Annotated in this window: 18 protein-coding genes; 10 read left to right on the top strand and 8 right to left on the bottom strand. The window is 34.6% G+C overall.

All coding sequences use genetic code 11. The annotated features are described in order from the left end of the window. Positions 1-21 precede the first annotated feature (21 nt). The 7 genes from hppD (at position 22) to RT228_RS10080 (ending at position 10,029) form a co-directional block, all read left to right on the top strand. On the top strand, positions 22-1,182 hold the full coding sequence (gene hppD / locus RT228_RS10110) for a 4-hydroxyphenylpyruvate dioxygenase (protein ID WP_006262560.1): 1,161 nt from the start codon (positions 22-24) through the stop codon (positions 1,180-1,182). A 258-nt stretch (positions 1,183-1,440) separates the two neighbouring features. After that, positions 1,441-2,220, top strand: a complete 780-nt coding sequence (locus tag RT228_RS10105; protein ID WP_313138651.1) for a DUF3108 domain-containing protein — start codon at positions 1,441-1,443, stop codon at positions 2,218-2,220. A gap of 15 nt (positions 2,221-2,235) precedes the next feature. Further along, positions 2,236-3,156, top strand: coding sequence for a tryptophan 2,3-dioxygenase family protein (locus RT228_RS10100; RefSeq protein WP_016649996.1), 921 nt, complete (start codon positions 2,236-2,238; stop codon positions 3,154-3,156). Between the two features lie 39 nt (positions 3,157-3,195). Continuing rightward, on the top strand, positions 3,196-4,437 hold the full coding sequence (locus RT228_RS10095) for a M23 family metallopeptidase (RefSeq protein WP_006257750.1): 1,242 nt from the start codon (positions 3,196-3,198) through the stop codon (positions 4,435-4,437). Between the two features lie 19 nt (positions 4,438-4,456). Continuing rightward, positions 4,457-6,082 carry a glucose-6-phosphate isomerase gene (gene pgi, locus RT228_RS10090; RefSeq protein ID WP_313138650.1) on the top strand — a complete coding sequence of 542 codons (1,626 nt, stop codon included), beginning with the start codon at positions 4,457-4,459 and terminating at the stop codon, positions 6,080-6,082. 53 nt (positions 6,083-6,135) lie between these two features. Then, the gene (locus tag RT228_RS10085; RefSeq protein ID WP_313138649.1) at positions 6,136-8,985 is read left to right on the top strand and encodes a carboxypeptidase-like regulatory domain-containing protein; all 2,850 of its coding nucleotides are present in this window, start codon (positions 6,136-6,138) and stop codon (positions 8,983-8,985) included. A gap of 93 nt (positions 8,986-9,078) precedes the next feature. After that, a complete protein-coding gene (locus RT228_RS10080) occupies positions 9,079-10,029 on the top strand; it encodes an aldo/keto reductase (protein ID WP_313138648.1) in 951 nt (316 codons plus the stop codon). Positions 10,030-10,105: 76 nt separating this feature from the next. Here the strand turns inward: RT228_RS10080 and metG are convergent, their stop codons facing one another. The 5 genes from metG to RT228_RS10055 all read right to left on the bottom strand — a co-directional run bounded on the left by metG (position 10,106) and on the right by RT228_RS10055 (position 15,265). Next, complete coding sequence (gene metG, locus RT228_RS10075; protein WP_006257745.1) at positions 10,106-12,166, bottom strand: methionine--tRNA ligase; 2,061 nt, start codon at positions 12,164-12,166, stop codon at positions 10,106-10,108. Between the two features lie 190 nt (positions 12,167-12,356). Further along, entirely contained in the window at positions 12,357-12,605 is a 249-nt protein-coding gene (locus tag RT228_RS10070) for a hypothetical protein (RefSeq protein ID WP_006266117.1), read from the bottom strand. Between the two features lie 31 nt (positions 12,606-12,636). After that, positions 12,637-13,107, bottom strand: a complete 471-nt coding sequence (locus RT228_RS10065) for a cytochrome d ubiquinol oxidase subunit II (RefSeq protein ID WP_259637946.1) — start codon at positions 13,105-13,107, stop codon at positions 12,637-12,639. 5 nt (positions 13,108-13,112) lie between these two features. Further along, complete coding sequence (locus tag RT228_RS10060) at positions 13,113-13,676, bottom strand: hypothetical protein (protein ID WP_006266118.1); 564 nt, start codon at positions 13,674-13,676, stop codon at positions 13,113-13,115. A gap of 146 nt (positions 13,677-13,822) precedes the next feature. Next, entirely contained in the window at positions 13,823-15,265 is a 1,443-nt protein-coding gene (locus RT228_RS10055; protein ID WP_313138647.1) for a DUF5074 domain-containing protein, read from the bottom strand. A 139-nt stretch (positions 15,266-15,404) separates the two neighbouring features. On the opposite strand from RT228_RS10055, the gene RT228_RS10050 reads away from it, so the two are divergent. Beyond that, entirely contained in the window at positions 15,405-16,508 is a 1,104-nt protein-coding gene (locus RT228_RS10050; protein ID WP_071307096.1) for a DUF2891 domain-containing protein, read from the top strand. 40 nt (positions 16,509-16,548) lie between these two features. Beyond that, entirely contained in the window at positions 16,549-18,210 is a 1,662-nt protein-coding gene (locus RT228_RS10045) for a hypothetical protein (RefSeq protein ID WP_313138646.1), read from the top strand. 310 nt (positions 18,211-18,520) lie between these two features. On the opposite strand, the gene RT228_RS10040 is transcribed toward RT228_RS10045, so the two are convergent. From RT228_RS10040 to RT228_RS10030, 3 genes are all read right to left on the bottom strand, one after another. Continuing rightward, positions 18,521-18,868 carry a tRNA-binding protein gene (locus RT228_RS10040; protein ID WP_006262569.1) on the bottom strand — a complete coding sequence of 116 codons (348 nt, stop codon included), beginning with the start codon at positions 18,866-18,868 and terminating at the stop codon, positions 18,521-18,523. An 81-nt stretch (positions 18,869-18,949) separates the two neighbouring features. Next, complete coding sequence (locus RT228_RS10035) at positions 18,950-19,510, bottom strand: 2'-5' RNA ligase family protein (RefSeq protein WP_025124876.1); 561 nt, start codon at positions 19,508-19,510, stop codon at positions 18,950-18,952. Between the two features lie 402 nt (positions 19,511-19,912). After that, entirely contained in the window at positions 19,913-20,131 is a 219-nt protein-coding gene (locus RT228_RS10030; protein ID WP_006257734.1) for a hypothetical protein, read from the bottom strand. A gap of 316 nt (positions 20,132-20,447) precedes the next feature. Between RT228_RS10030 and RT228_RS10025 the strand changes: the two genes are divergently transcribed. Next, entirely contained in the window at positions 20,448-21,179 is a 732-nt protein-coding gene (locus tag RT228_RS10025) for a hypothetical protein (RefSeq protein ID WP_071307099.1), read from the top strand. The last annotated feature ends 18 nt before the right edge of the window (positions 21,180-21,197 follow it).

Genomic DNA, 21,197 nt, shown 5'->3' with positions numbered 1-21,197 from the left:
ACAACCTAAAAACTATATATTATGAGTAAAGAAGTAAAGTCAGTTGAATTTGGCTTAGAAAAAATATTTGAAGGAGCGCAAGATTTCTTGCCTCTATTAGGAACAGATTACGTAGAATTTATTGTAGGAAATGCTAAGCAGGCGGCTCATTTTTATAAAACAGCTTTTGGTTTTCAATCTTTGGCGTATGCCGGATTAGAGACAGGAGTAAGAGATAGAGCGTCTTACGTGTTGGTACAGGATAAAATCAGAATAGTATTGACTACACCTTTAACGGCAGAGTCAGAATTAAATAACCATATCGTACAACATGGTGATGGTGTAAAAGTGGTGGCATTATGGGTGGAAGATGCTCGCAAAGCGTATGAAGAAACAACTAGTCGTGGTGCAAAGTCATTTATGGCACCTACTGTAGAGAAAGATGAGTTCGGTGAAGTAGTGCGTGCAGGTATCTATACGTATGGTGAGACGGTACATATGTTCGTAGAACGCAAGAATTATACAGGTACATTCTTACCAGGATTTAAAAAATGGGAGAGTGATTATAACCCTACTCCGGTTGGATTAAAATACGTAGATCACATGGTAGGTAATGTGGGATGGAATGAGATGAATACTTGGGTAAAGTGGTATGAGGATGTGATGGGATTCGTAAACTTCTTATCTTTCGATGATAAACAAATCAATACGGAGTATTCTGCCTTAATGAGTAAGGTAATGTCTAATGGCAATGGGCGTATTAAATTCCCTATTAATGAGCCTGCGGAGGGAGCGAAAAGATCACAAGTAGAAGAGTATTTAGACTTCTATAATGGTCCTGGAGTACAACATATCGCTGTAGCTACTGATGATATCATCAAGACTGTAGCTGCTATGAAAGAAAGAGGGGTAGAGTTCTTATCTGCTCCACCACAAGCATATTATGATATGATACCTGCTCGTCTAGGAGTGCATATGGATATGATGAAGGAGGATATTAAAGAACTTCAGAAGCTCGGTATCATGATTGACGCCGATGAAGAAGGATATTTATTACAGATATTTACTAAGCCTGTAGAGGATAGACCGACTTTATTCTTCGAAATTATTCAGAGAATGGGGGCTAGAGGATTTGGTGCAGGTAACTTTAAAGCTTTATTTGAGTCTATAGAGCGTGAACAAGAGAAAAGAGGAACACTTTAAGATTCAGTTAATTAAATATTAAAACAGGTCTTTTGGAGAACTGTTTGGTTAAATAAAAGTTAAAAACCAACTAAGGTAGTAATAGTCCGTAAAAAGCTATACATTTGCACTCGCAAAAATAAGGTCGTCATAAGCTTTATTTGAGTGTAATAAATTTTTCATAATTTATAGTTTTTTGGTTGGTTAATAGCATAAAAACTCAGTCATTTCTTTGGCTGGGTTTTTTTGTTTGCTATTTTTGAATAAAAAACAACCAATATGAAAAAGAATCTTCTAATATTACTTGTGTTTATATTTTCCACAAGTTTTCTGTACTCACAATCTTCTGTGAAGGCTTTTGATAAAGGTGAATTCCTGAAATTTAGAATTAGTTATGGGTTGTTAAATGCTGGTATCGCTACTTTGCGTTTGACAGATACTGTGGAGAATGGTGTTCCTGTCTATCACGCTAAAGGAATTGGCTATACTACAGGTGTGCCTAAGATGTTTTTTAAAGTATATGATAACTACGAGAGTTATTTTGAAAAGAAAGAGGTAATTCCTCATCGTTTTATTCGAAAAATAGATGAAGGTGGCTATACAAAGGACCAGGAAGGGTGGTTTAACTACAAGAATATGAAAGTCACTGTAAAGGATTATGAGAAGAAGACAGAGAAGCAATATACAGTTACTAAAAGCGTGCAAGATATCGTATCTTCCTTTTACTATTTGCGTAAATATCCTGGGTTAAATGATCTTAAAGTAGGTGAATCTGTAGAGATAGATATGTTCTTCGATGGTGAAATATTTAAATTTAAATTAAAATATCTAGGAGAGGAAGTTTTAAAGACAAATTTTGGTAAATTGAAAACTTTAAAGTTTCGTCCTTATGTGATGGCTGGTCGTGTGTTTAAAGAAAAAGAAAGTTTGACAGTTTGGGTAAGTGCTGATGCTAATAAAGTGCCAGTACGTATCAAAGCCAGCCTTGCAGTAGGTTCTCTAAAAGCTGATTTAGAGGAGTATAAGAATTTAGTGACGAAGCTAGAGTTCGTAAAATAATTAGTTAATAAAAGTATGATCGATAAAAAATTCTCTGAGGTAGTGGATCGCTTTAATGATTTAGGAATTAAGGCAGAAACTCAAATAGAAGGCATGTTGTATGCTAAACCTATTACGTATTGGGATTATATCCAAACTGATGCATTGCTAAATCTCCAGACTCAGAGAACCGTCTTGCCCGATGAGATGGTGTTTATTATGTATCATCAAGTGAATGAGCTATTATTTAAAATGATATTGTGGGAGCTGAATCAGGTAAGTGAGTGTAATGATGAGAGCTTAACGGTAGAGTTTTTTAAAGAACGGCTAGCTAGAATAAGTCGTTATTTTGATATGCTTACGTCTTCGTTTACGATTATGAAAGATGGAATGGAGGTAGAACAGTATTTGAAATTTAGAAATACTCTAGCTCCTGCAAGTGGATTTCAGAGTAGTCAGTATCGATTAATTGAGTTTGGTTGTACAGATTGGATTAATTTAATCGATAAGAGATTTGTAAATGATTTACCACAAAATATTTCTGAAAAAGAGGCGTTAGAATATATGTATTGGCAGGCAGCAGGTAAAGACTATAAGACAGGAGAGAAATCATATCTATTGAAAGAGTTTGAAAATAGATATTGTGAAACTTTTGTTAAAGCCATGAAAGATTATGAAAAAACAAATTTATGGCAGAAATTTGTGAAATTACCCCTAGAAGCCAAATCAGATAAGGGGTTGATAGAAGCGATGCGTCATTTTGATAAAACAGTTAATGTTGTATGGGTAATGGGGCATTATGAAGCTGCACTTAAGTATCTTGAAAGTAATCCAGGAGAAACAAAAGAAGCTACTGGAGGAAGCGATTGGAAAAAGTATATGTTGCCACAATATCAGAAGCGCATATTCTTTCCAGAGTTATGGAGTGATGAAGAAAAAGCGAATTGGGGGAAATAGTAAAGGAGAAGAAGTTGAAAATAAAGATATTTTAGAGTTTTGAAGCAATTTATTTATAGTGTACTAATAGCTACAGCACTTATCTCATGTAAAAAAACGGAAGAGGTTACTATAGAAGCCCAACCAGAAAAAGAGCATGTAGAAGAGATTGTAGGAGAATTATATGGTTTTGATTTAAAAGATTACGTTTTAGTAGAAGATACTATTCGAAGTGGAGATAATATTGGGAAGATCTTCGGGAATAATAATATTGGTTCTACTGAAGTTCATAATATAGTTACGCAAGTAAAAGATACATTCAATGTACGTAATATTCGCGTTGGTCAACCTTATGCTTTGGTTAAGTATAGAAAGGATCAAGAGAAGTTAGCTGCATTTATCTATCATCCTAATATATCTGGATATCAGGTTATCGATTTGCGTGACTCGATTAGTGCTTACACAATTACTTATCCAGTAACTATTAAGCGTAGAACAGTTGCTTCAGAAATAGAAGGATCGCTTTCATTAAGTTTAAGTAAAGAAGGTGTAGATCAATCTCTAGCGACTAAAATGTCACAGATCTTTGCATGGTCTATTGACTTCTTTAAATTACAACCAGAAGACAGATTTGCTTTTACAATAGAGGAAAAGTATATTAATGATACTATTTATTTAGGAGTGTCTAAGATAGATGCTGCTTACTTTAGATATCGTGGGAAGGATTTGTATTCTTTTCCTTATAAAAGACAAGATTCTAAAGCTACTGAATATTTTGATGAAGAGGGACGACCAATGAAGAGTATGTTCTTAAAGGCTCCTTTGAAGTTCTTTAGAATTACTTCAAAATATTCAAAAAATCGTTTTCACCCTGTACAGAAGAAATGGAAGTCTCATAATGGAACAGATTATGCGGCTCCTACAGGAACGCCAATCATGACTACTGCATCTGGTGTAGTAGAAAGAGCTGGATATACAGCAGGAAATGGTAACTTTGTAAAAGTAAAACACAATGGTACATATTCTACTCAATATTTACATATGTCTAAAATACTTGTAAAAGTAGGACAAAGGGTAGATCAGGGACAGACAATAGGACTTGTAGGGAGTACTGGCTTAGCGACTGGACCACACGTGTGTTATCGCTTTTGGAAGAATGGAGTACAGGTCGATCCTTTGAATCAGTCTTTACCTAATTCTGTTCCGATGGAGAAGAAAGAATTACCAGCATTTAAAGAATATATTACACCACTTAAAGCTGAATTAGACAAGGCATTAAACGAAAAATTTAAAGGAGAATAAAAGTTAGTTAGTTGTAGAGATGTTAGAGAGTATAAATCCTTCTGGAACTTTAGCTTGGAAGAAGCTTAGGGAGCATTACGGTCAAATGGAGTTTGTTCAGATGCAAAAATTGTTTGCTGAGGATCCTGAAAGAGCTAATAAAATGAATATTCAGTGGGAAGATTTCTTGCTAGATTATTCAAAAAATAAGATTACAGAGGAAACAATAAATATATTGTTAGAGCTTGCTAATGAATTGAATCTAAAAGAAGCAATTCAAGCAATGTATAAAGGAGATATTATTAATGCAACTGAGAAAAGAGCTGTATTGCATACGGCCTTAAGAGATTTGTCTCCTAATTCTTCTGTTCTTGTTCATGGAGAGAACGTTCTAACAGAGATACAAGATACTCGCAAACGAATTAAAGAATTTACTGCTAAGGTATTAAATGGTTCTTATACTTCTCATTCAGGTAAGAAATTTACCGATGTTATTAATGTAGGTATAGGGGGGTCAGACTTAGGTCCTAAAATGGTAGTACATGCATTAGCTAACTATCGTACTGAATTAGGAATGCATTATATTTCTAATGTTGATGATGATTATTTACAATCAGTGTTAAATAAGCTTAATCCTGAGACTACTTTAGTTCTTATTGTTTCTAAGACATTTACTACTCAAGAGACGATAGAGAATGCAAAGAAGATTAAATCTTGGTTAGAAAATAATCTTGGTACTGTTGATTTGAGTGCTCATTATGTAGGAGTCTCTGTAGCGATAGACGAAGCGATGAGCTTTGGAGTAAAACGAGAGAACATTTATCCTATGTGGGATTTTGTTGGAGGACGATTTTCTCTGTGGAGTGCTGTTGGAATTTCTATTGCTTTGGCTGTGGGATATGATCACTTTGAACAACTTCTAGAAGGAGCTAATGCTATGGATAAGCATTTTAAAGAGGCTGATTTTAAAGATAACTTACCTGTGGTAATGGCTCTTCTAAGTGTGTGGTATAATAACTTCTATGGATATGAGACAGAAGCTGTCGTTCCTTATAGTCAGTTACTTGGCAAGTTACCTGCTCACTTACAGCAGATGATTATGGAGAGTAATGGTAAAAATAAGGATAGAAGTGGAGCACCAGTCAATTATCAAACGGGTACACTAATATGGGGAGAAGTAGGAGTTTCTGCTCAGCATGCTTTCTTTCAGCTATTTCACCAAGGTACTAAGGTAATCCCTATTGACTTTATTGGTTTTGTAAACCCTCATTTCAAGGAGAGTACTAATCACGATATATTGATGTCTAACTTCTTTGGTCAAAGCGAAGCTTTGTTAAACGGAAAGATAGGGGAAGAGTATGAAAGTGATGGAGGACCTTTTTTAAGTAACTTTAGAGAGTTTTGTGGTAATAAACCATCAAATACAATTTTAATTGACAAATTAACTCCTAAAAGTTTAGGTGAGTTAATCGCACTATATGAACATAAGACGTTCGTTCAAGGGGTAATTTGGAATATTTATAGCTTCGATCAGTTCGGTGTAGAGTACGGAAAGATTTTGGCAAAGAATATACAAAATGAAATTAAATCTAAAAATATATGTGAACATGATAGTTCAACTGCTTTTTTATTGCGTTATTTTGTAAAAAATAGAGTTGTAGAATAAGTCTAAATAGTGATAAAACGTTAATTTTAATGTTTTGGTAACATTGAGTATGGATGTTTTTGTACATTTGTTGCGAAAATAATTTTATCACTTACACTTACAAAATGAAAAACTTGAAGAACTGGATGCTGATGATGGTAATGGTATTTACCTCAGTATCTGCACTTTCACAAAGCAAAATTACTGGTGTTGTTATAGATGGTGAATTCCAATCGGGATTACCTGGAGCGGCAATCATAGTAAAAGGAACTCTGAACGGCGCATCATCTGATATGGATGGTAAGTTCGAACTGAATGTTTCTGAGGATAAAGGAGAAGTTGTTATCTCTTTTATTGGATATCAGTCTAAGACTGTAGCTTTCAAAGTTGGCGCTGATAAGAAAGTAGATCTTGGGACTGTAGTACTTGCTGCTGACCAAAATATGTTAGATGACATCGTTATTATGGGTGTTGCTGACGTAGCAAAAGATCGTAAAACTCCAGTAGCTGTTTCTACAATTAAAGCTGCTGAAATTCAAGAAAAACTTGGTTCTCAAGAGTTTCCTGAAATTTTAAACACAACTCCATCTGTGTATGCTTCTAAAGGTGGTGGAGGTTATGGAGATTCTAATATCAATATTCGTGGATTTGATCAAAAGAACATTGCTGTGTTAATTAACGGTATGCCTGTTAATGATATGGAAGGTGGTTCTGTGTACTGGTCAAATTGGGCTGGTTTATCAGATGTTACATCTGCTATGCAAGTGCAACGAGGATTAGGATCATCTAAATTAGCTATCTCTTCTGTGGGAGGGACAATTAACGTATTAACACGTACTTCTGATGCTAGAGAAGGAGGGTCTATTTCTGCGGGAGTAGGTAATAATGATTACTTTAAAGGACTTGCTTCTTACAATACTGGGGTATTAGAGAATGGGCTTTCTGCTTCTATTTTATTAGGATACACTAGAGGTAATGGTTATGTTGAAGGTACTGGATTTGAAGGAGTAAATTATTATTTAGGATTAGGGTATAAATCTAAAGATAGTCGTCATAATTTACAGTTTACTTTTACTGGAGCTAAACAAGATCACGATCAACGTAGTACTTCTATGTCAATCGAAAATATTAAGAAGTATAATAACGGAGAATTAAATAAGAGATATAATCCTGATACAGGATTCTATAATGGTGAGAGATTTAATTTTAAATCTAATTACTATAACAAACCAGTTATGTCTTTGAACTATGATTTCAATATTAACGAGACATGGACATTTGGTACTGTAGTTTATGCTTCATGGGGACGTGGAGGAGGAACTGGAACAATTGGTGGTGGACCAAGTGGATACAGAGACTTCGGAACTGAAGTAAGAGATGCTAATGGACATATGCGTTTTGACGATATCGCGGCATGGAATAGAGGTGAGACAGTAGCTGATTGGAAGCATCCTAATAATATTGCTAGCGAAGATGGTAAATATTATGTGGATACAAATTATAAAAATGCTGGAGACGGTGGATGGGCTAGAAGGTCTAGTATTAATTCACATGACTGGTATGGAACAGTTATGAATATGAATGCAAAAGTTAATGAGAATTGGACTGTTGACTTTGGTTTAGACGCTCGTATTTATAAAGGTTATCACTACCAGTTATTAGATAACTTAATGGGGGCTGATGGTTTTGTTGTTAATAACAATAAAAATTATACTGGTTCTTATGTTGTGAGTCAAACTTATGATGCTAAAGCTTCAATGAATCCTTGGGTTGATTGGAACGGAAGAGAAAAAGTAGGATACCACAATGATGGAAATGTTAAGTGGTTAGGAGGATTTGGACAAGTTGAATATTCTAAAGATGATTTGTCTGTATTCGTTCAAGGAGCTGTTTCTAATCAATGGATGCAAAGAGTAGATTACTTTAATCATACTGCTGCTTCTGGTGAACAAAAGACATCTTGGGAAAGTATCTTAGGAGGAAATGTTAAAGGGGGTGTGAACTATAACATTAATGAGAATCATAATGTGTTCTTTAATACTGGATATTATTCTAGACAGCCATTTATGAATAATGGGGTTTTCCTAAATAATTCAAATACAGTTAATCCAAGTAGTACAAACGAAAAGATTTTTGGACTTGAAGCAGGTTATGGTTTCAGAAGTGAGAAGTTTAGAGCAAACGTTAACGTTTATAGAACTTCTTGGAATGACAGAGTGCTAAGAGCATCTACTAGATATAAGACTGGTATTATTGGTGAGAATGGTAAAGAGGTTGAAAATAATGCTACTGCTACATTAAGTGGAATTGAACAAATTCATACAGGAGTAGAGATGGATTTCTTATATAATCCAATCGATAGATTAAATATTACTGGGTCTTTCTCTTGGGGAGATTGGAAATATGCATCTAATGTATCTGGTATCTACTACGATGAAGAAAATAATACACCTATCTATAATACACCAGGTGATCCAAACTCTGGATTCAAAACGCAGACATTATACATCGATGGAGCAAAAGTAGGTGGAGCACCACAGTTCATTATTAACTTAGGAGCTAATTACGAAATTGCTAAGGGACTTAAAATCGATGCTAATTATAGATACAATGATAATTTCTATGGATCTTTAGCAATAGATAAAGCTGATGCAGAAGGTAAGAGTGGATCTATGAAACTTCCTGCATTTAATTTATTTGATGCTGGTCTTTCTTATAGATTACCTGTTGGTAAAGAAAAAACAAATTCTGTTACTATGCGTGTTAACGTGAATAACGTATTTGATACAACTTATATTTCTTCAGCAAGAACTAACTATGAAGCTAGACCAGGTGAAGCAACTTGGAAAGGCGTTAGCGAGAAGAACGAGGTTTTATTAGGTGCGGGTAGAACATGGAACTTTACATTACGTTATAACTTCTAATAAGTTATCACAAAATATATACAAAAAAGGAGATCATTTATGGTCTCCTTTTTTTATTGCTTAACTTTAGGGGTATAATAAAAATGTAAAATTATGGCAAAATATAAATTTGGAAAGTCGGAGTTATATGTTCCAGCTTTGTCTTTCGGAGGTAATGTGTTTGGATGGACTTTAGATGAGAAAGAATCATTTAAGATGTTAGATGAGTTATATGACAATGGACTAACTTTTATAGATACAGCTAATAACTATTCTCATTGGGCGCCAGGTAATGTAGGTGGTGAATCTGAAGCAATAATAGGGAAGTGGTTTAAAGAAAGTAAGAAGCGTCACGATATCGTTCTTTCTACTAAGGTAGGTGGTACTATGGGAGATGGAACAAAAGGACTTAAGAAAGGATATATTGAAGGATGTGTAGATGCTTCATTGAAGAGGTTGAATACAGATTATATTGATTTATATTTCTCTCACTATGATGACTTAGAGACTTCACAAGAAGAAACGATGGAGACTTTTAATAGTTTAGTTAAGGCTGGTAAAGTAAGATATTTAGGAGCGTCTAATCTAGAGGTTGAACGCATTGAATCAAGTAATGCTATTGCACGAGAAAAGGGATGGGCAGAGTATATCGCTATACAGCCCCTTTATAACCTTTATGATAGAGAGAAGTATGAGCATGAATATTTGCCCTTGGTAGAAGAAGAAAAACTTGCTGTAATGAGCTATTTTGCATTAGCAAGTGGTTTCTTAAGTGGAAAGTATAGAAACTTAGATGATATAGAAGGTAGTTCTAGAAAGGATATGGTGAAAGGGTATATTAATGAGAGGGGAATGCGTATTATAGATCAATTAGAGGTATTAGCAAAACAACACAATGCCACTATTGCAGAGATTGCTATAGCATGGCAAGTACACAAACCTTCTATTAGTACCCCTATCGTTAGTGCTACATCGAGCTCTCAGTTAAAAAGTTTAATACGTTCTACTGAGATTAAGCTATCAGTAGAAGAGATAGCTTTATTAGATAAAGTGAGTGAATATTAATAGATAATAAATTCAAAATAAATAAAAAGGCAGACTCTTTTAAAAGTCTGCCTTTTTGTTATTGTAAAAGCTCTGATTAATTAATCGTAGCTCCGTTTTTTACATTTTGTTCGTCTGGATTCACGAATACTAACTTGCCATCTTGGTCTTCAGTCATTAGTATCATACCTTGACTCTCCACCCCTCTTAGAGCACGAGGAGCAAGGTTAGCTAATACCGTCACTCTCTTACCGATGATATCCTCAGGTTTGAAGTGTTCAGCAATACCTGATACGATAGTACGCACATCCATACCAGTATCTACTTTTAATACCAATAGCTTATTTGCTTTTGGCATTTTCTCAGCTTCTACGATAGTCCCTACACGTAAGTCTAACTTAGCGAAGTCTTCATATACAGCTGTTTCTTTTTGTGGCTCTACTACTTTTGCAGCAGCAGCATTTTCTTTTTTAGAAGCTTCTAGACGATCCAATTGTTTTTGCACCTCTTCATCTTCTATCTTAGCGAATAATAGTTCAGCTTGTCCGATAGTGTGTCCTGCAGGTAATAATACTTTATCTTCAGCGATAGTACTCCATTGGATAGGGGTATCTATTTTTAGAATAGATTTCAGTTTGTTAGCAGTGAATGGTAAGAATGGTTCAGCTAAAGTACTTAATGCAGCAGCTATTTGTAAGGCTACATACATCTGTGTTTTTACTCTTTCAGGGTTCTCCTTGATTAGTTTCCAAGGTTCCTCATCAGCTAAGTACTTATTCCCTAGACGAGCTACATTCATCATCTCTGATAATGCCTCTCTGAATCTATAGCGCTCTACAGAACTTTCGATTACACTTGGATATGCTCTTAACTCAGTTAATGTTGCGATATCAACTTCAGAGAACTCATTTGGTTGAGGCACTACACCTTCGTAATATTTATTAGTCAATACTACCACACGGTTAATAAAGTTACCGAAGATAGCTACTAACTCATTGTTATTTCTAGCTTGGAAGTCTTTCCAAGTAAAGTCGTTGTCTTTTGTCTCAGGAGCGTTAGAAGTCAAAGCATAACGCAATACATCTTGTTTACCAGGGAAATCTTCTAAGTACTCGTGTAACCATACTGCCCAGTTTTTAGACGTAGATAGTTTATTACCTTCTAAGTTTAAGAACTCATTAGCAGGTACGTTATCAGGTAAGATATAGCTTCCTTCTGCTTTTAACATCGCAGGGAATATCACACAGTGGAATACAATATTATCCTTACCGATGAAGTGTACTAACTTAGTATCATCAGACTTCCAATATGGTTCCCAGTCTTTACCTTCTCTCTGAGCCCATTCTTTAGTAGATGAGATGTATCCGATAGGAGCATCAAACCATACATACAGAACTTTTCCTTCAGCACCTTCTACAGGTACAGGGATACCCCAGTCTAAGTCACGCGTTACAGCACGAGGCTTTAGCCCATCCTCTAGCCAAGACTTAACTTGTCCATATACATTAGGTTTCCAATCATTTTTATGACCTTCTAGGATCCACTCACGTAAGAATGTATCGTATTGGTCTAATGGTAAGAACCAATGTTTAGTTGACTTTAAGATTGGTTTAGTTCCAGTGATAGTAGACTTAGGATTGATTAAATCTGTAGCGTTTAATGAAGTACCACATTTTTCACATTGGTCTCCATAGGCCTCTTCATTACCACATTTAGGACAAGTACCTGTTACGAAACGGTCAGCTAAGAATTGATCAGCTTTCTCATCGTATAATTGTTCTGTAACTTCTTCTATGAATTTACCTTCATTGTATAACTTCTTGAAGAATTCAGAAGCTGTCTGATGGTGAATAGAAGATGAAGTACGAGAGTAATTGTCTAAAGAGATACCGAAGTCCATAAAAGATTGCTTGATAATACCATTGTATTTATCAATTACTTGTTGAGGAGTAATTCCCTCTTTTTTAGCTTTCATAGAAATAGCTACTCCGTGCTCATCACTTCCACATATAAACGCTACGTCCTTTCCTTGCAAACGCAAGAATCTTGCATAAATATCAGCAGGTACATATACACCAGCTAAGTGCCCGATATGGATAGGTCCATTCGTATAAGGCAATGCTGCTGTAATAGTATATCTTTTAGGTTCTTGTATCATATATCAATTACTGTTAATATCAAACGAATTTAATAAGAATGCAAAAATAAACAATAGTAACGGATTACGACTATTTATTTTTGAGCTTAATTCGCGATAGGTTATCTATTGTTGAATTTAAATTAAAAAGACCTTAGAACTAGTCAAATAATTCTAAGGCCTTACTAATTTATCAAATGAAGAAAGCTTTTTACTCCTGAGCTTTCTGTTCTTGAATATTTTTTTTCATACTCTCATCCATTTTGAAACTTCCATTAGTAGCAGAAGAACTATTCTCTCCAGTGCCGTGCATAGGTATAGCCATTGTACCATTGTCATCATTTGTTTTCGTAGTAGAAGACTTTATTGATGTTGATTCGGCAGGAGTAGTGGCTTTGTTTTCTTTGCAGCCTAAAGTCATGATTGCCATAGCAGCCATTAGTATAATGTGTTTATTCATGGTGTGAGTAGTATTGTTGTTTTTATATAATCTAATCTATTTTGGGTTGAATGTCAGATTGATCTAATTCAGTTGTTGATAAAGGTAAAGCTTTTCTTTTACCTTTTAAACAAAAGAAGAATAGACAACTGAAGATCCAGTTAAACCAAAACATATAACCTCCTAGATGGAAGTAAAACTTCATATGCTTGTGCGAAGTTCTAGTAAAGTCGATATACGTATAATAAGCACCTATAACTCCTATGATAAGTAAAACTACTGTAACGATATTAGCAATCGGTCTTGAAGAGAAATACTTAAATAGAGCTAAGATAATAATTAGCGCTACCTGAATACCAAATATAATTAATGCAGTCTTCCAAGGCGTTTTAAATATAGCGTACTGTTTATACATTAGTGAGATACCTACTCTTCCTAAGAAAGACATCTTAGAGATAAGTACAGCAGATATTATCGCTAGACTAAGTTGTATAAATACTAAAATAGTAATATTCTTTCCCATTATTTCTAGTTAATAGACCATCCGTTTTCTTCACTATAGCGAAGTTTGTACTTCTTAGTAATAAATTTAGTATTCGGGTTTTTATCTTTAGAGAACACGATAAAAGGAGTGTACTGTTTAGATAGCATGACAGAGGCAGTAGCAGATTTCTTACTTCTGTTATTCAGTTGTAGATTATTGCTTTTATCTAATGTATATTCTATTGTTTTGACAGTTACCTTATCACTTTTTTGATTGATCACATAAGGGTGTGCTTTCTCAGTTAGCTTTACCGTTACATTCCAGATAGAGTCTTTAGACAACCATTTTTTCTTAGCAGACTCATTCTCAAATTCTATATAACCTTCTTTTTCCAATACTTTGTATTGATTGATCTGAAGGCTGTCTTTTTTCTTTCTAAATTTCTTAGTTCCTAGTTGAATTGTTGTACTCTCAAACTCAGGTTTGTCTTCTAAGTGAGCTTCTATAGTATCAAGAGCTTTAGAAGAAGTAATATCCTTATTGTTACAACTACTCAATAATATCACTAAAAATAGTGATAATGTAGTAAGCATTGTTCTTGTTTTCATAGCTTAAATTTTAACCAAAAGTACAAAAAAAGAGATTATATGGATAACTATTTTAAAAATGTTTGTCGTTTGAATATTAGGTGTTTATGTATAATGAAAGAGGTCGCTGTGTAGCGACCTCTAGTTTATTTATGCTTAAGTAATATTTAGTTTCTTACCCAGATTTCAACATCTTTTTGAAGTTTCTTTCCATTAGAACTAACCTTCATATTCATTGATGTTTTTCCTGTTTTTTCATTTGTTTTGATGACTAATTCATCACCTTCTATAGTAGCATATCCAAACTCATTTTCTAAGTTCTTTACAGACTTTTCGATTAAGTTATATGGGCTATCTTGATCTACTACGATATCTTTAAGCGCTACTCTGAATTCTTTGTTTGGTTTTAATACTATTTGGTTCACTAAGATTTCAGGAGCATTATTATCTTGGAAGAAAGGTACAGAAGGGAACCAAAAATAACCATTAACGTCATTATAAGAAGAAGATTCTTGATTTCCACCTTCCATGAAGGCTTGACCTTTTAGAGCACCTGTATTAGATACTATTCTAGTCCAGTTATAACTTCCATTACTCCCCCATCCTGGTCTTTTTATTAATAATACTAAATCATCTTTGATAGGGTCTACTCTAAGTCCAGCAGCATAGAACTCTAGATTATTCCCCATATCATCTTGACCTAGTTCATAGAATTCACTGTTTAACTCGCCTGTTTTGGTATCGAATTTAGCTATCTTGTTTCCACCATTCCAAGCTCCGTCATTTGCTATCCAATAGATAGCATCTTCTTTCATACTTGGAGACATAGAACCAGGATTCCATGCACCCCATTTACCTTGGATTGGAGCAGCTGCAATATTATAAGTTTTAATGTCTTGTGTGTCTTTAGGGTTGATACGTTCTATTTCACTGCCTTTACCTGCCCATACGATACCATTTTTGTCTAAGGTTACTTGTGTATATCCACCTGCCTTTGTATCGATTATAGTATCTGTATCCGTATTGATGATTGTTAAGCCTTTACCTTGTACTACCGCATATACTTTACCATCTACATAGACCATATTACCTGTCATTGAGGTAACACCTGCTACATTACCACTAACCACCTTGTCATTGGTATTTAGAATAACGATTCCGTTAGTCGTAGCGATGTATGCTTTATGATCTGAAATTCCTACGAAAGAGTTCGCTTCAACACCAGGTATCTCTTTTATAGTTTTTACTTCCTTAAAGTCCTTATCTGTGATTACTAATTTATTTTCTTGTTTAGAGATAATGTAATAATTCTCACCGAACGCTACCCCCATTGTAGTTGTTGCTCCTAAAGTATTACCATTATTAGCCTCTCTATATATTCTATATTTTCTATTTAAACCATAGTCTAAGAAATTCACACTTCCCTTATCTGTTCCAAACCAGTCTTCATTAGCGATATAGAAACCACTAGGTTGTATCAGAGGAGTAGGTGCAGAAGGCGGGATGATTCTAAAACCATCTTCATTTTGATTATTATCGTCAGAGCTACAAGCAAAGGTTAATGCCAGAAGCGAAAAAACTAGTGAGCGAGTCAAAATTTTTTTAGTCATAGTAGTTTATTTGTTTTTTATGTTATCTACAAAAATAAGGCTTCATCCATGCGAACAAAGACTTTTTGTTTTCTTTTTTTAAAGAACACCTATAAATAGGAGTATTTTACTATTTTAGAGGAATAAAGAATAGAGTAATATGAGAAAAATAGGAAGTTTGTTATTTGCGAGTGTATTGTTGTTTTCGTGTACAGAGAAACAACAGTCATCAAATAATCCAATCAATACAGAAGACCAACCAGCATTAACACTTACAGTAGCTGAGGCGAAGAAGATTATAGAGTTGCCTTTACATTGTATAGAATTAGAATATCCTAATCGACTGGGACAAACACTAGGCAGTAATGATGACCTAAAGAATCCTAAGGCATTGCGTCCTATATTTTATGGATGTTTTGACTGGCATTCTTCAGTACACGGCTTTTGGTCTATTGTTACTTTATTACAGAAGTTTCCGGAGTTAGACGCAGATGGACAGATACGCACTAGACTAAATAATCTGATTACAGATGAGAATGTAGCAGTGGAGTTAGCTTTTTTCCATGACCCTAATAATAAGAACTTTGAACGTACGTATGGTTGGGCATGGTTGTTTCAGCTTCATGGAGCTTTAACCCAATGGCAAGATGCTGATGCGCAACGCTGGGCGAAGACGATAGAGCCATTAGCGAAGATTATGGAAGAGCGTTATGCGGAGTACTTACCTAAGCTATTATACCCAATACGCACAGGTACACATGACAATACTGCTTTCGGGCTATCACTATCACTAGATTATGCACGTCAGATGGGTAATAAAGCATTTGAGCAATTAATAGTAACGAATGCTAAACGCCTGTATGGTGAGGATAAGGGGTGTAATATTGCCTTCGAACCTAGTGGACATGACTTTTTATCACCATGTTTAGAGGAAGCTCGTCTGATGAGTCAAGTAATGAATCAAGATGAGTATCGCACTTGGACTAAGGCATTCTTACCACAGTTATTTGATCAGAACTTTACCATAGAAGTAGCTAAGGTATCTGATCGATCAGACGGACATTTAGTACATTTAGATGGATTGAACTTTAGTAGAGCTACTTGTTTTAAAGAAATAGGGAAGGCATTACCAGAGTTAGCGCCTAATCTGAATGCGTTGTCAGTTCAACACTTTAATAATTCGTTTGGCAATATTACAGGAGACGATTATATGGGTAGCCACTGGTTAGGTACTTTTGCCTTGTACACATTAATACACCAGTAACCTTAATAGTAGATAAATAAGAAAACACAATAGAAGTAGTATGACATTAAGAGAAATGTTTAGCATCGAGGATAAGGATAGAGACCTATCTGTAGAGGCAGTAAGAAATATATTCAGCTTATCTATTGTACAGAGTTTATATTATAATAGATGGCTTTTATTAAGAGATGATGAGAATGTAGAAGATTTTTTAGAAGCTTTTGATGTGATAGGTAAGGATAAGGAAACGAGTAATCAGTTTGCTATATATTTTCAAGAAGACGAGTTCAATACTCGTATCGTTATCTCACGAGATTATATTAATGGGGAAGGAGAAAAAGATGCAGAGATGTATCACTACTTTATACGCAGAGTAGGGATGGATGTAAGTGATGTACTTGTATTCTACCAAGAGCACAATGCTTATAATGATCAGTTATCATTGCTGACTCCTAAAGATGAAATGCATAAGAGTAGAGCAGTAGATTGGTTTAGTAGTGTATGTGATCTATTGTATTCTGTTAATCACTTTTTTGAGTTTGACGACAAGATAGCTAATATGGTGGAGCATGCACAGATGTTTAGCATAGAGGCTATTAATCAAGAGCCAGAGATAGACTCCATATTCTACAATGGGATTATGTATCGCGTAGTCAGTATACGCAATGGACTAGATCTACTTAAAGGGCTAAAAGGAGTAAATGATCAGAACGAAGAGTTATTTACATTAGACAATTTAGTGTATGACTTAAGTGATGAGAGCTCTTTCTTCTTAGTAGTAGATAATGATGCAGAACTAGAAGAACTAGAAGTACTTAACTTCATAGAAGACTATGAGATAGACATACAGGGATATATATTCTTAGGTGATCTAAAGGTAACAGATTCTTTGTTTTGTCAGGAACTAGACTTTTCTCCGATGTTGATTGTGATGGGAGACTTGGTAGTGAAGAACGCTTATTTCTGTGGAAACACACATTATATAGGAGGTAGTGTTTATGGTGAGGTAGTATATGCTAAGTATAACCATGGTGAACTGCATGTGAAGGGAACCTTAGATGTGAGATGTATTGTCTCTATAGATATGCCATGTTATATTAATAAGATTCGCATTACTAGTATTATTTCAGACAACTCTGTACATGCTCTAGATCAAGTAAAGGGCGAAGACGGACTACCCTTCTTTATGCTTAATATATATCCGACTACACACCGTACACGTGATGTGTTTATAGACGAGATCAAAGAAGAGCATACTTGGGGTGAATACTTTCCAGATGACGATGACATTATAGAAGCGATGCGCATGGGCAAAACGTTACTAAAAGAGAGTGTCTTCTCTGTCTATAAGGACTTCAACGATACTGTAGCAGAGCGCTTTAATAGACTATTTATAGAGTTAATAGAGAGTAACGGGATGGCCTCAGAGCGTATAGATGGTGGATATGTAAGTGATTACTTCTTTAATGTATATATGTATAATGATCAGAAGTATAGAGAACTCGGTAGAAAAGATAAGACGAGTAACTATCAAGCACGTATTCTACATAATATAGATACAGGAGAATATACGGCTATAGTTGATTTTTTTAAAGAAGATGGTAAGACACAGTATAGCGCTTTTAGATCAAAGCTGACGGATAACTTTACCTCTACTCACTCAGCTATGTATGCTTTTAATCAAGCAGAAGAAGCCTTTTTAAAGAAATTAGGTAAGATATAATGAAGTTAATATTTGATGGTTTACAGTTCACAGACTGTGAACCGTTATTTTTTTATTGTTATAGGACTGAGGGATGCAAAACATTGATATCTCTGAAAAATCGCCAACTGCCCATATTCAATATATGATATATCATAGGCAAACACTGTCAACTGCTAATCGTTAACCATAAACTGTCAACTATTTATCATCAATGTACTGTAGGCAAATACTGTCAACAGCTAATCGTTAACCATAAACTGTCAACTATTTGCCATCAATGTATTGTATGCAAATACTGTAAACTGTAAACGGTCAACCGTTAACTAAATCACCCTATTCTTAAGCCATTTTTAGTAGGCTTATCCATAGTCATTAACGTAACCTCTTTTCCTTCTACAGCTCCCATTACTAGGCATTCACTCATTAGATTAGCTATCTGTTTAGGAGGGAAGTTTACTACAGCTACTACTTGTTTACCGATCAGCTCTTCTGGCGTATATAGTTTAGTAATCTGAGCAGAAGATTTTCTCTTTCCGATTTCTTCTCCGAAGTCCACTACTAACTTATAAGCAGGGTTTCTCACTTCAGCGAATACTTCCGCTTCAACGATAGTACCTACTCTCATTTCTACTTTAGAAAACTCATCCCAAGTCAATGTATTGTTGTTATTTTCCATGTTTTAGGTTTGTGATTAATTTCAAAAATAAGGAAAATAAAATAAAATCGATTAGCTCGTTTGTTTTTAACAGGAATAGCTTTAAAACAACGACAACTGCTCTGGTTCATTAGATGGCAATCCTAAGAAAGGGAAGGTAGCGATGATATCGTATTGTCTTCTGTCAGGATTAAACTGGCGTAAGGCGATATGATTACACAGACAAGAGATAGCAGGTTTCTGAAAATAAACCAATGCACGTTCTAATCGCTCAGGGTCTAGCTTGCGCGCGATAGACATATGAGGCTCATTACTCTTATAGATTTCGGGCAAAACGACTTTGCGCATTACCTTTTTTGCATATTCTTGAAGAATAGGCTTAGAGAACTCATCTACTGCTAAGAAGAACGCTCCGTTAGGATATTGACCATAGTCGTTAAATAGTACTTGTACAGGAGTGAATGTACTACATTGTATTCTGACTAATTCGGCTATTTTTTTGATACCATTCAGGTCAGTTTTAAACTTAGAGATAGTGATATGAGCTAAGGAATTCTTACTGTTATACCACCCTATCTCATCGGCTAGCTGTAGCTTCATTTGCTTTACTAGTTCGAGTGTAGCTTCATCAGGTTGAAAACAAAGGGAGTATTTAGAAATCATAGCATAAGTTTAAAAGAGTAAAAATAAACAATATCAAGTGTATTTATCTCTTTTTATGATATGAATACTGCGTTATTTCACTGTTCATATTGCCTTATTCTGCCTCTATTTGGAGATATTGATCAGATATGCTTCTTTTGATTTAATATGGAGTGTCTTTTTGATTGTAAGTAATTGTGATCTAATTTATTGTGTTTTTTTGATTTGATTTTGTTCGGAAGCTATTCGGAAATAAGCTGTGTTTACTTGGGATTAGAGGTTGTTTTGCAAACGAGATTCAGATTGTATCCGAAGGATCTCTAATGAAGGATTGTATTGAGGGAGTAAGATGTATCTAATAAAATAAGGAGACCTTCTCTCGATAGGTCTCCTTGCTTTATAGAAGTATAAATAACATTCTAATTATCGTATAACCACTCTTCCTCTAAATGGGACATCAGTCGCTATATCTATATTATGAGCTTTAGAGATAAATATCTTACAAGGCTTTACTTGATAGACAAATTCATCTATAATCTCAGATACCTGTACAATAGGATTCTCTATTTGGTGGTCTTTAAAGTCAACAACTAGTATGTCGTTGTCAAAATCTAAGGCTGAAAATTCTTTTACGTATTTCATGATTGTGTTGTTTTTGAAATTATATATTAAGTTACGGATAATAAAGTAGATAGAAAAATAGAGTTGATAAAATATTTTATATCAGTGCTTTATTACTTTTAAGAAAACTATATTTGTTAAAATTTTCATTAATATTTAACGGTGTTTAGAGGGAGTAGAAAGTAAAGTTGCATTTGCAGTAGGTTTAGTAAAGTAGTTTGAGGATTTAGAAAAAGAATATGAGTATAGTCTTGCGTTATTTGTTTTTAACAGGTGCAGTCTTGATACTATTTTTTGGTATTGAAGGAGTTTAAGTTTAGAAGTTAAGTTGATAGAAATGTTAGTACTGATAGGTATTGTGATAATAGGATGGTTAATGTATAGAGTACCAACTATACATAAAAACAAAGGAGTATATGTTAAAGAAGGCGCCAGTGGGACACGTCTGTTTATTTTGTCTATCACCGTTGTAGCATTTGGAATGATTAATTATGCTACTAAACAGTGGCAAATAAAAAGTGAAGAGTTTAAAAGTATGGATAGATATACTGCTGTACTTACTGGATATAATACAGTGACAGAAGGGAGTGGTAAGATGAAAACTATAGCATATATTCCTGTTTATAAATTTGTGACTAAGTCAGGTGATAGTATTGAATATAAAGCCAAAAATTCATCAATGGGGAAACCTATTGAAGGAAGTCATTTTAGAATCTATTATAATCAAGTAGATAAAGTAGCTTATGTAATAGATGTACAGATGATGATTAGTATAGTTTTGATAGCCATAATTTTAATAGGTGCTGTATACTTTCTTATAGGGTTACTTGCATATAGTGTATTGCCTAATCATATAAAGTATAAGTGGGTAGGAGTTGAGTTAGCTTATGCGGTTCTTACTATAGTATTCTTTAGTATTATACAGTTGTGTATATGTTTGATTTTTTTTAGTGGATATCGTTATTCTTGGGTGATGATTGTAGTGTATCTGATTATATCAACATATTTGACAATAAGAGCATTAAGGTCAACTATAAAACAGAGAATAGAAGAGTTTAAGTTGAGGTGATTAATATCTAGATAACAG

Origin of the sequence: Myroides sp. (genome assembly GCF_032073645.1) — a bacterium.
Lineage (GTDB): Bacteria > Bacteroidota > Bacteroidia > Flavobacteriales > Flavobacteriaceae > Flavobacterium > Flavobacterium odoratimimum.
The sequence above is the reverse complement of the archived record's forward strand: the minus strand, read 5'-3'. Positions and strand labels throughout refer to the sequence as shown.

What these genes read in the sequence shown, in the direction of transcription:
- hppD (WP_006262560.1), top strand. Translation starts at nt 22, where the DNA reads ATGAGTAAAGAAGTAAAGTCAGTTGAATTTGGCTTAGAAAAAATATTT.
- RT228_RS10105 (WP_313138651.1), top strand. Translation starts at nt 1,441, where the DNA reads ATGAAAAAGAATCTTCTAATATTACTTGTGTTTATATTTTCCACAAGT.
- RT228_RS10100 (WP_016649996.1), top strand. Translation starts at nt 2,236, where the DNA reads ATGATCGATAAAAAATTCTCTGAGGTAGTGGATCGCTTTAATGATTTA.
- pgi (WP_313138650.1), top strand. Translation starts at nt 4,457, where the DNA reads ATGTTAGAGAGTATAAATCCTTCTGGAACTTTAGCTTGGAAGAAGCTT.
- RT228_RS10085 (WP_313138649.1), top strand. Translation starts at nt 6,136, where the DNA reads ATGTTTTTGTACATTTGTTGCGAAAATAATTTTATCACTTACACTTAC.
- RT228_RS10080 (WP_313138648.1), top strand. Translation starts at nt 9,079, where the DNA reads ATGGCAAAATATAAATTTGGAAAGTCGGAGTTATATGTTCCAGCTTTG.
- metG (WP_006257745.1), bottom strand. Translation starts at nt 12,166, where the DNA reads ATGATACAAGAACCTAAAAGATATACTATTACAGCAGCATTGCCTTAT.
- RT228_RS10070 (WP_006266117.1), bottom strand. Translation starts at nt 12,605, where the DNA reads ATGAATAAACACATTATACTAATGGCTGCTATGGCAATCATGACTTTA.
- RT228_RS10065 (WP_259637946.1), bottom strand. Translation starts at nt 13,107, where the DNA reads ATGGGAAAGAATATTACTATTTTAGTATTTATACAACTTAGTCTAGCG.
- RT228_RS10060 (WP_006266118.1), bottom strand. Translation starts at nt 13,676, where the DNA reads ATGAAAACAAGAACAATGCTTACTACATTATCACTATTTTTAGTGATA.
- RT228_RS10055 (WP_313138647.1), bottom strand. Translation starts at nt 15,265, where the DNA reads ATGACTAAAAAAATTTTGACTCGCTCACTAGTTTTTTCGCTTCTGGCA.
- RT228_RS10050 (WP_071307096.1), top strand. Translation starts at nt 15,405, where the DNA reads ATGAGAAAAATAGGAAGTTTGTTATTTGCGAGTGTATTGTTGTTTTCG.
- RT228_RS10045 (WP_313138646.1), top strand. Translation starts at nt 16,549, where the DNA reads ATGACATTAAGAGAAATGTTTAGCATCGAGGATAAGGATAGAGACCTA.
- RT228_RS10040 (WP_006262569.1), bottom strand. Translation starts at nt 18,868, where the DNA reads ATGGAAAATAACAACAATACATTGACTTGGGATGAGTTTTCTAAAGTA.
- RT228_RS10035 (WP_025124876.1), bottom strand. Translation starts at nt 19,510, where the DNA reads ATGATTTCTAAATACTCCCTTTGTTTTCAACCTGATGAAGCTACACTC.
- RT228_RS10030 (WP_006257734.1), bottom strand. Translation starts at nt 20,131, where the DNA reads ATGAAATACGTAAAAGAATTTTCAGCCTTAGATTTTGACAACGACATA.
- RT228_RS10025 (WP_071307099.1), top strand. Translation starts at nt 20,448, where the DNA reads ATGTTAGTACTGATAGGTATTGTGATAATAGGATGGTTAATGTATAGA.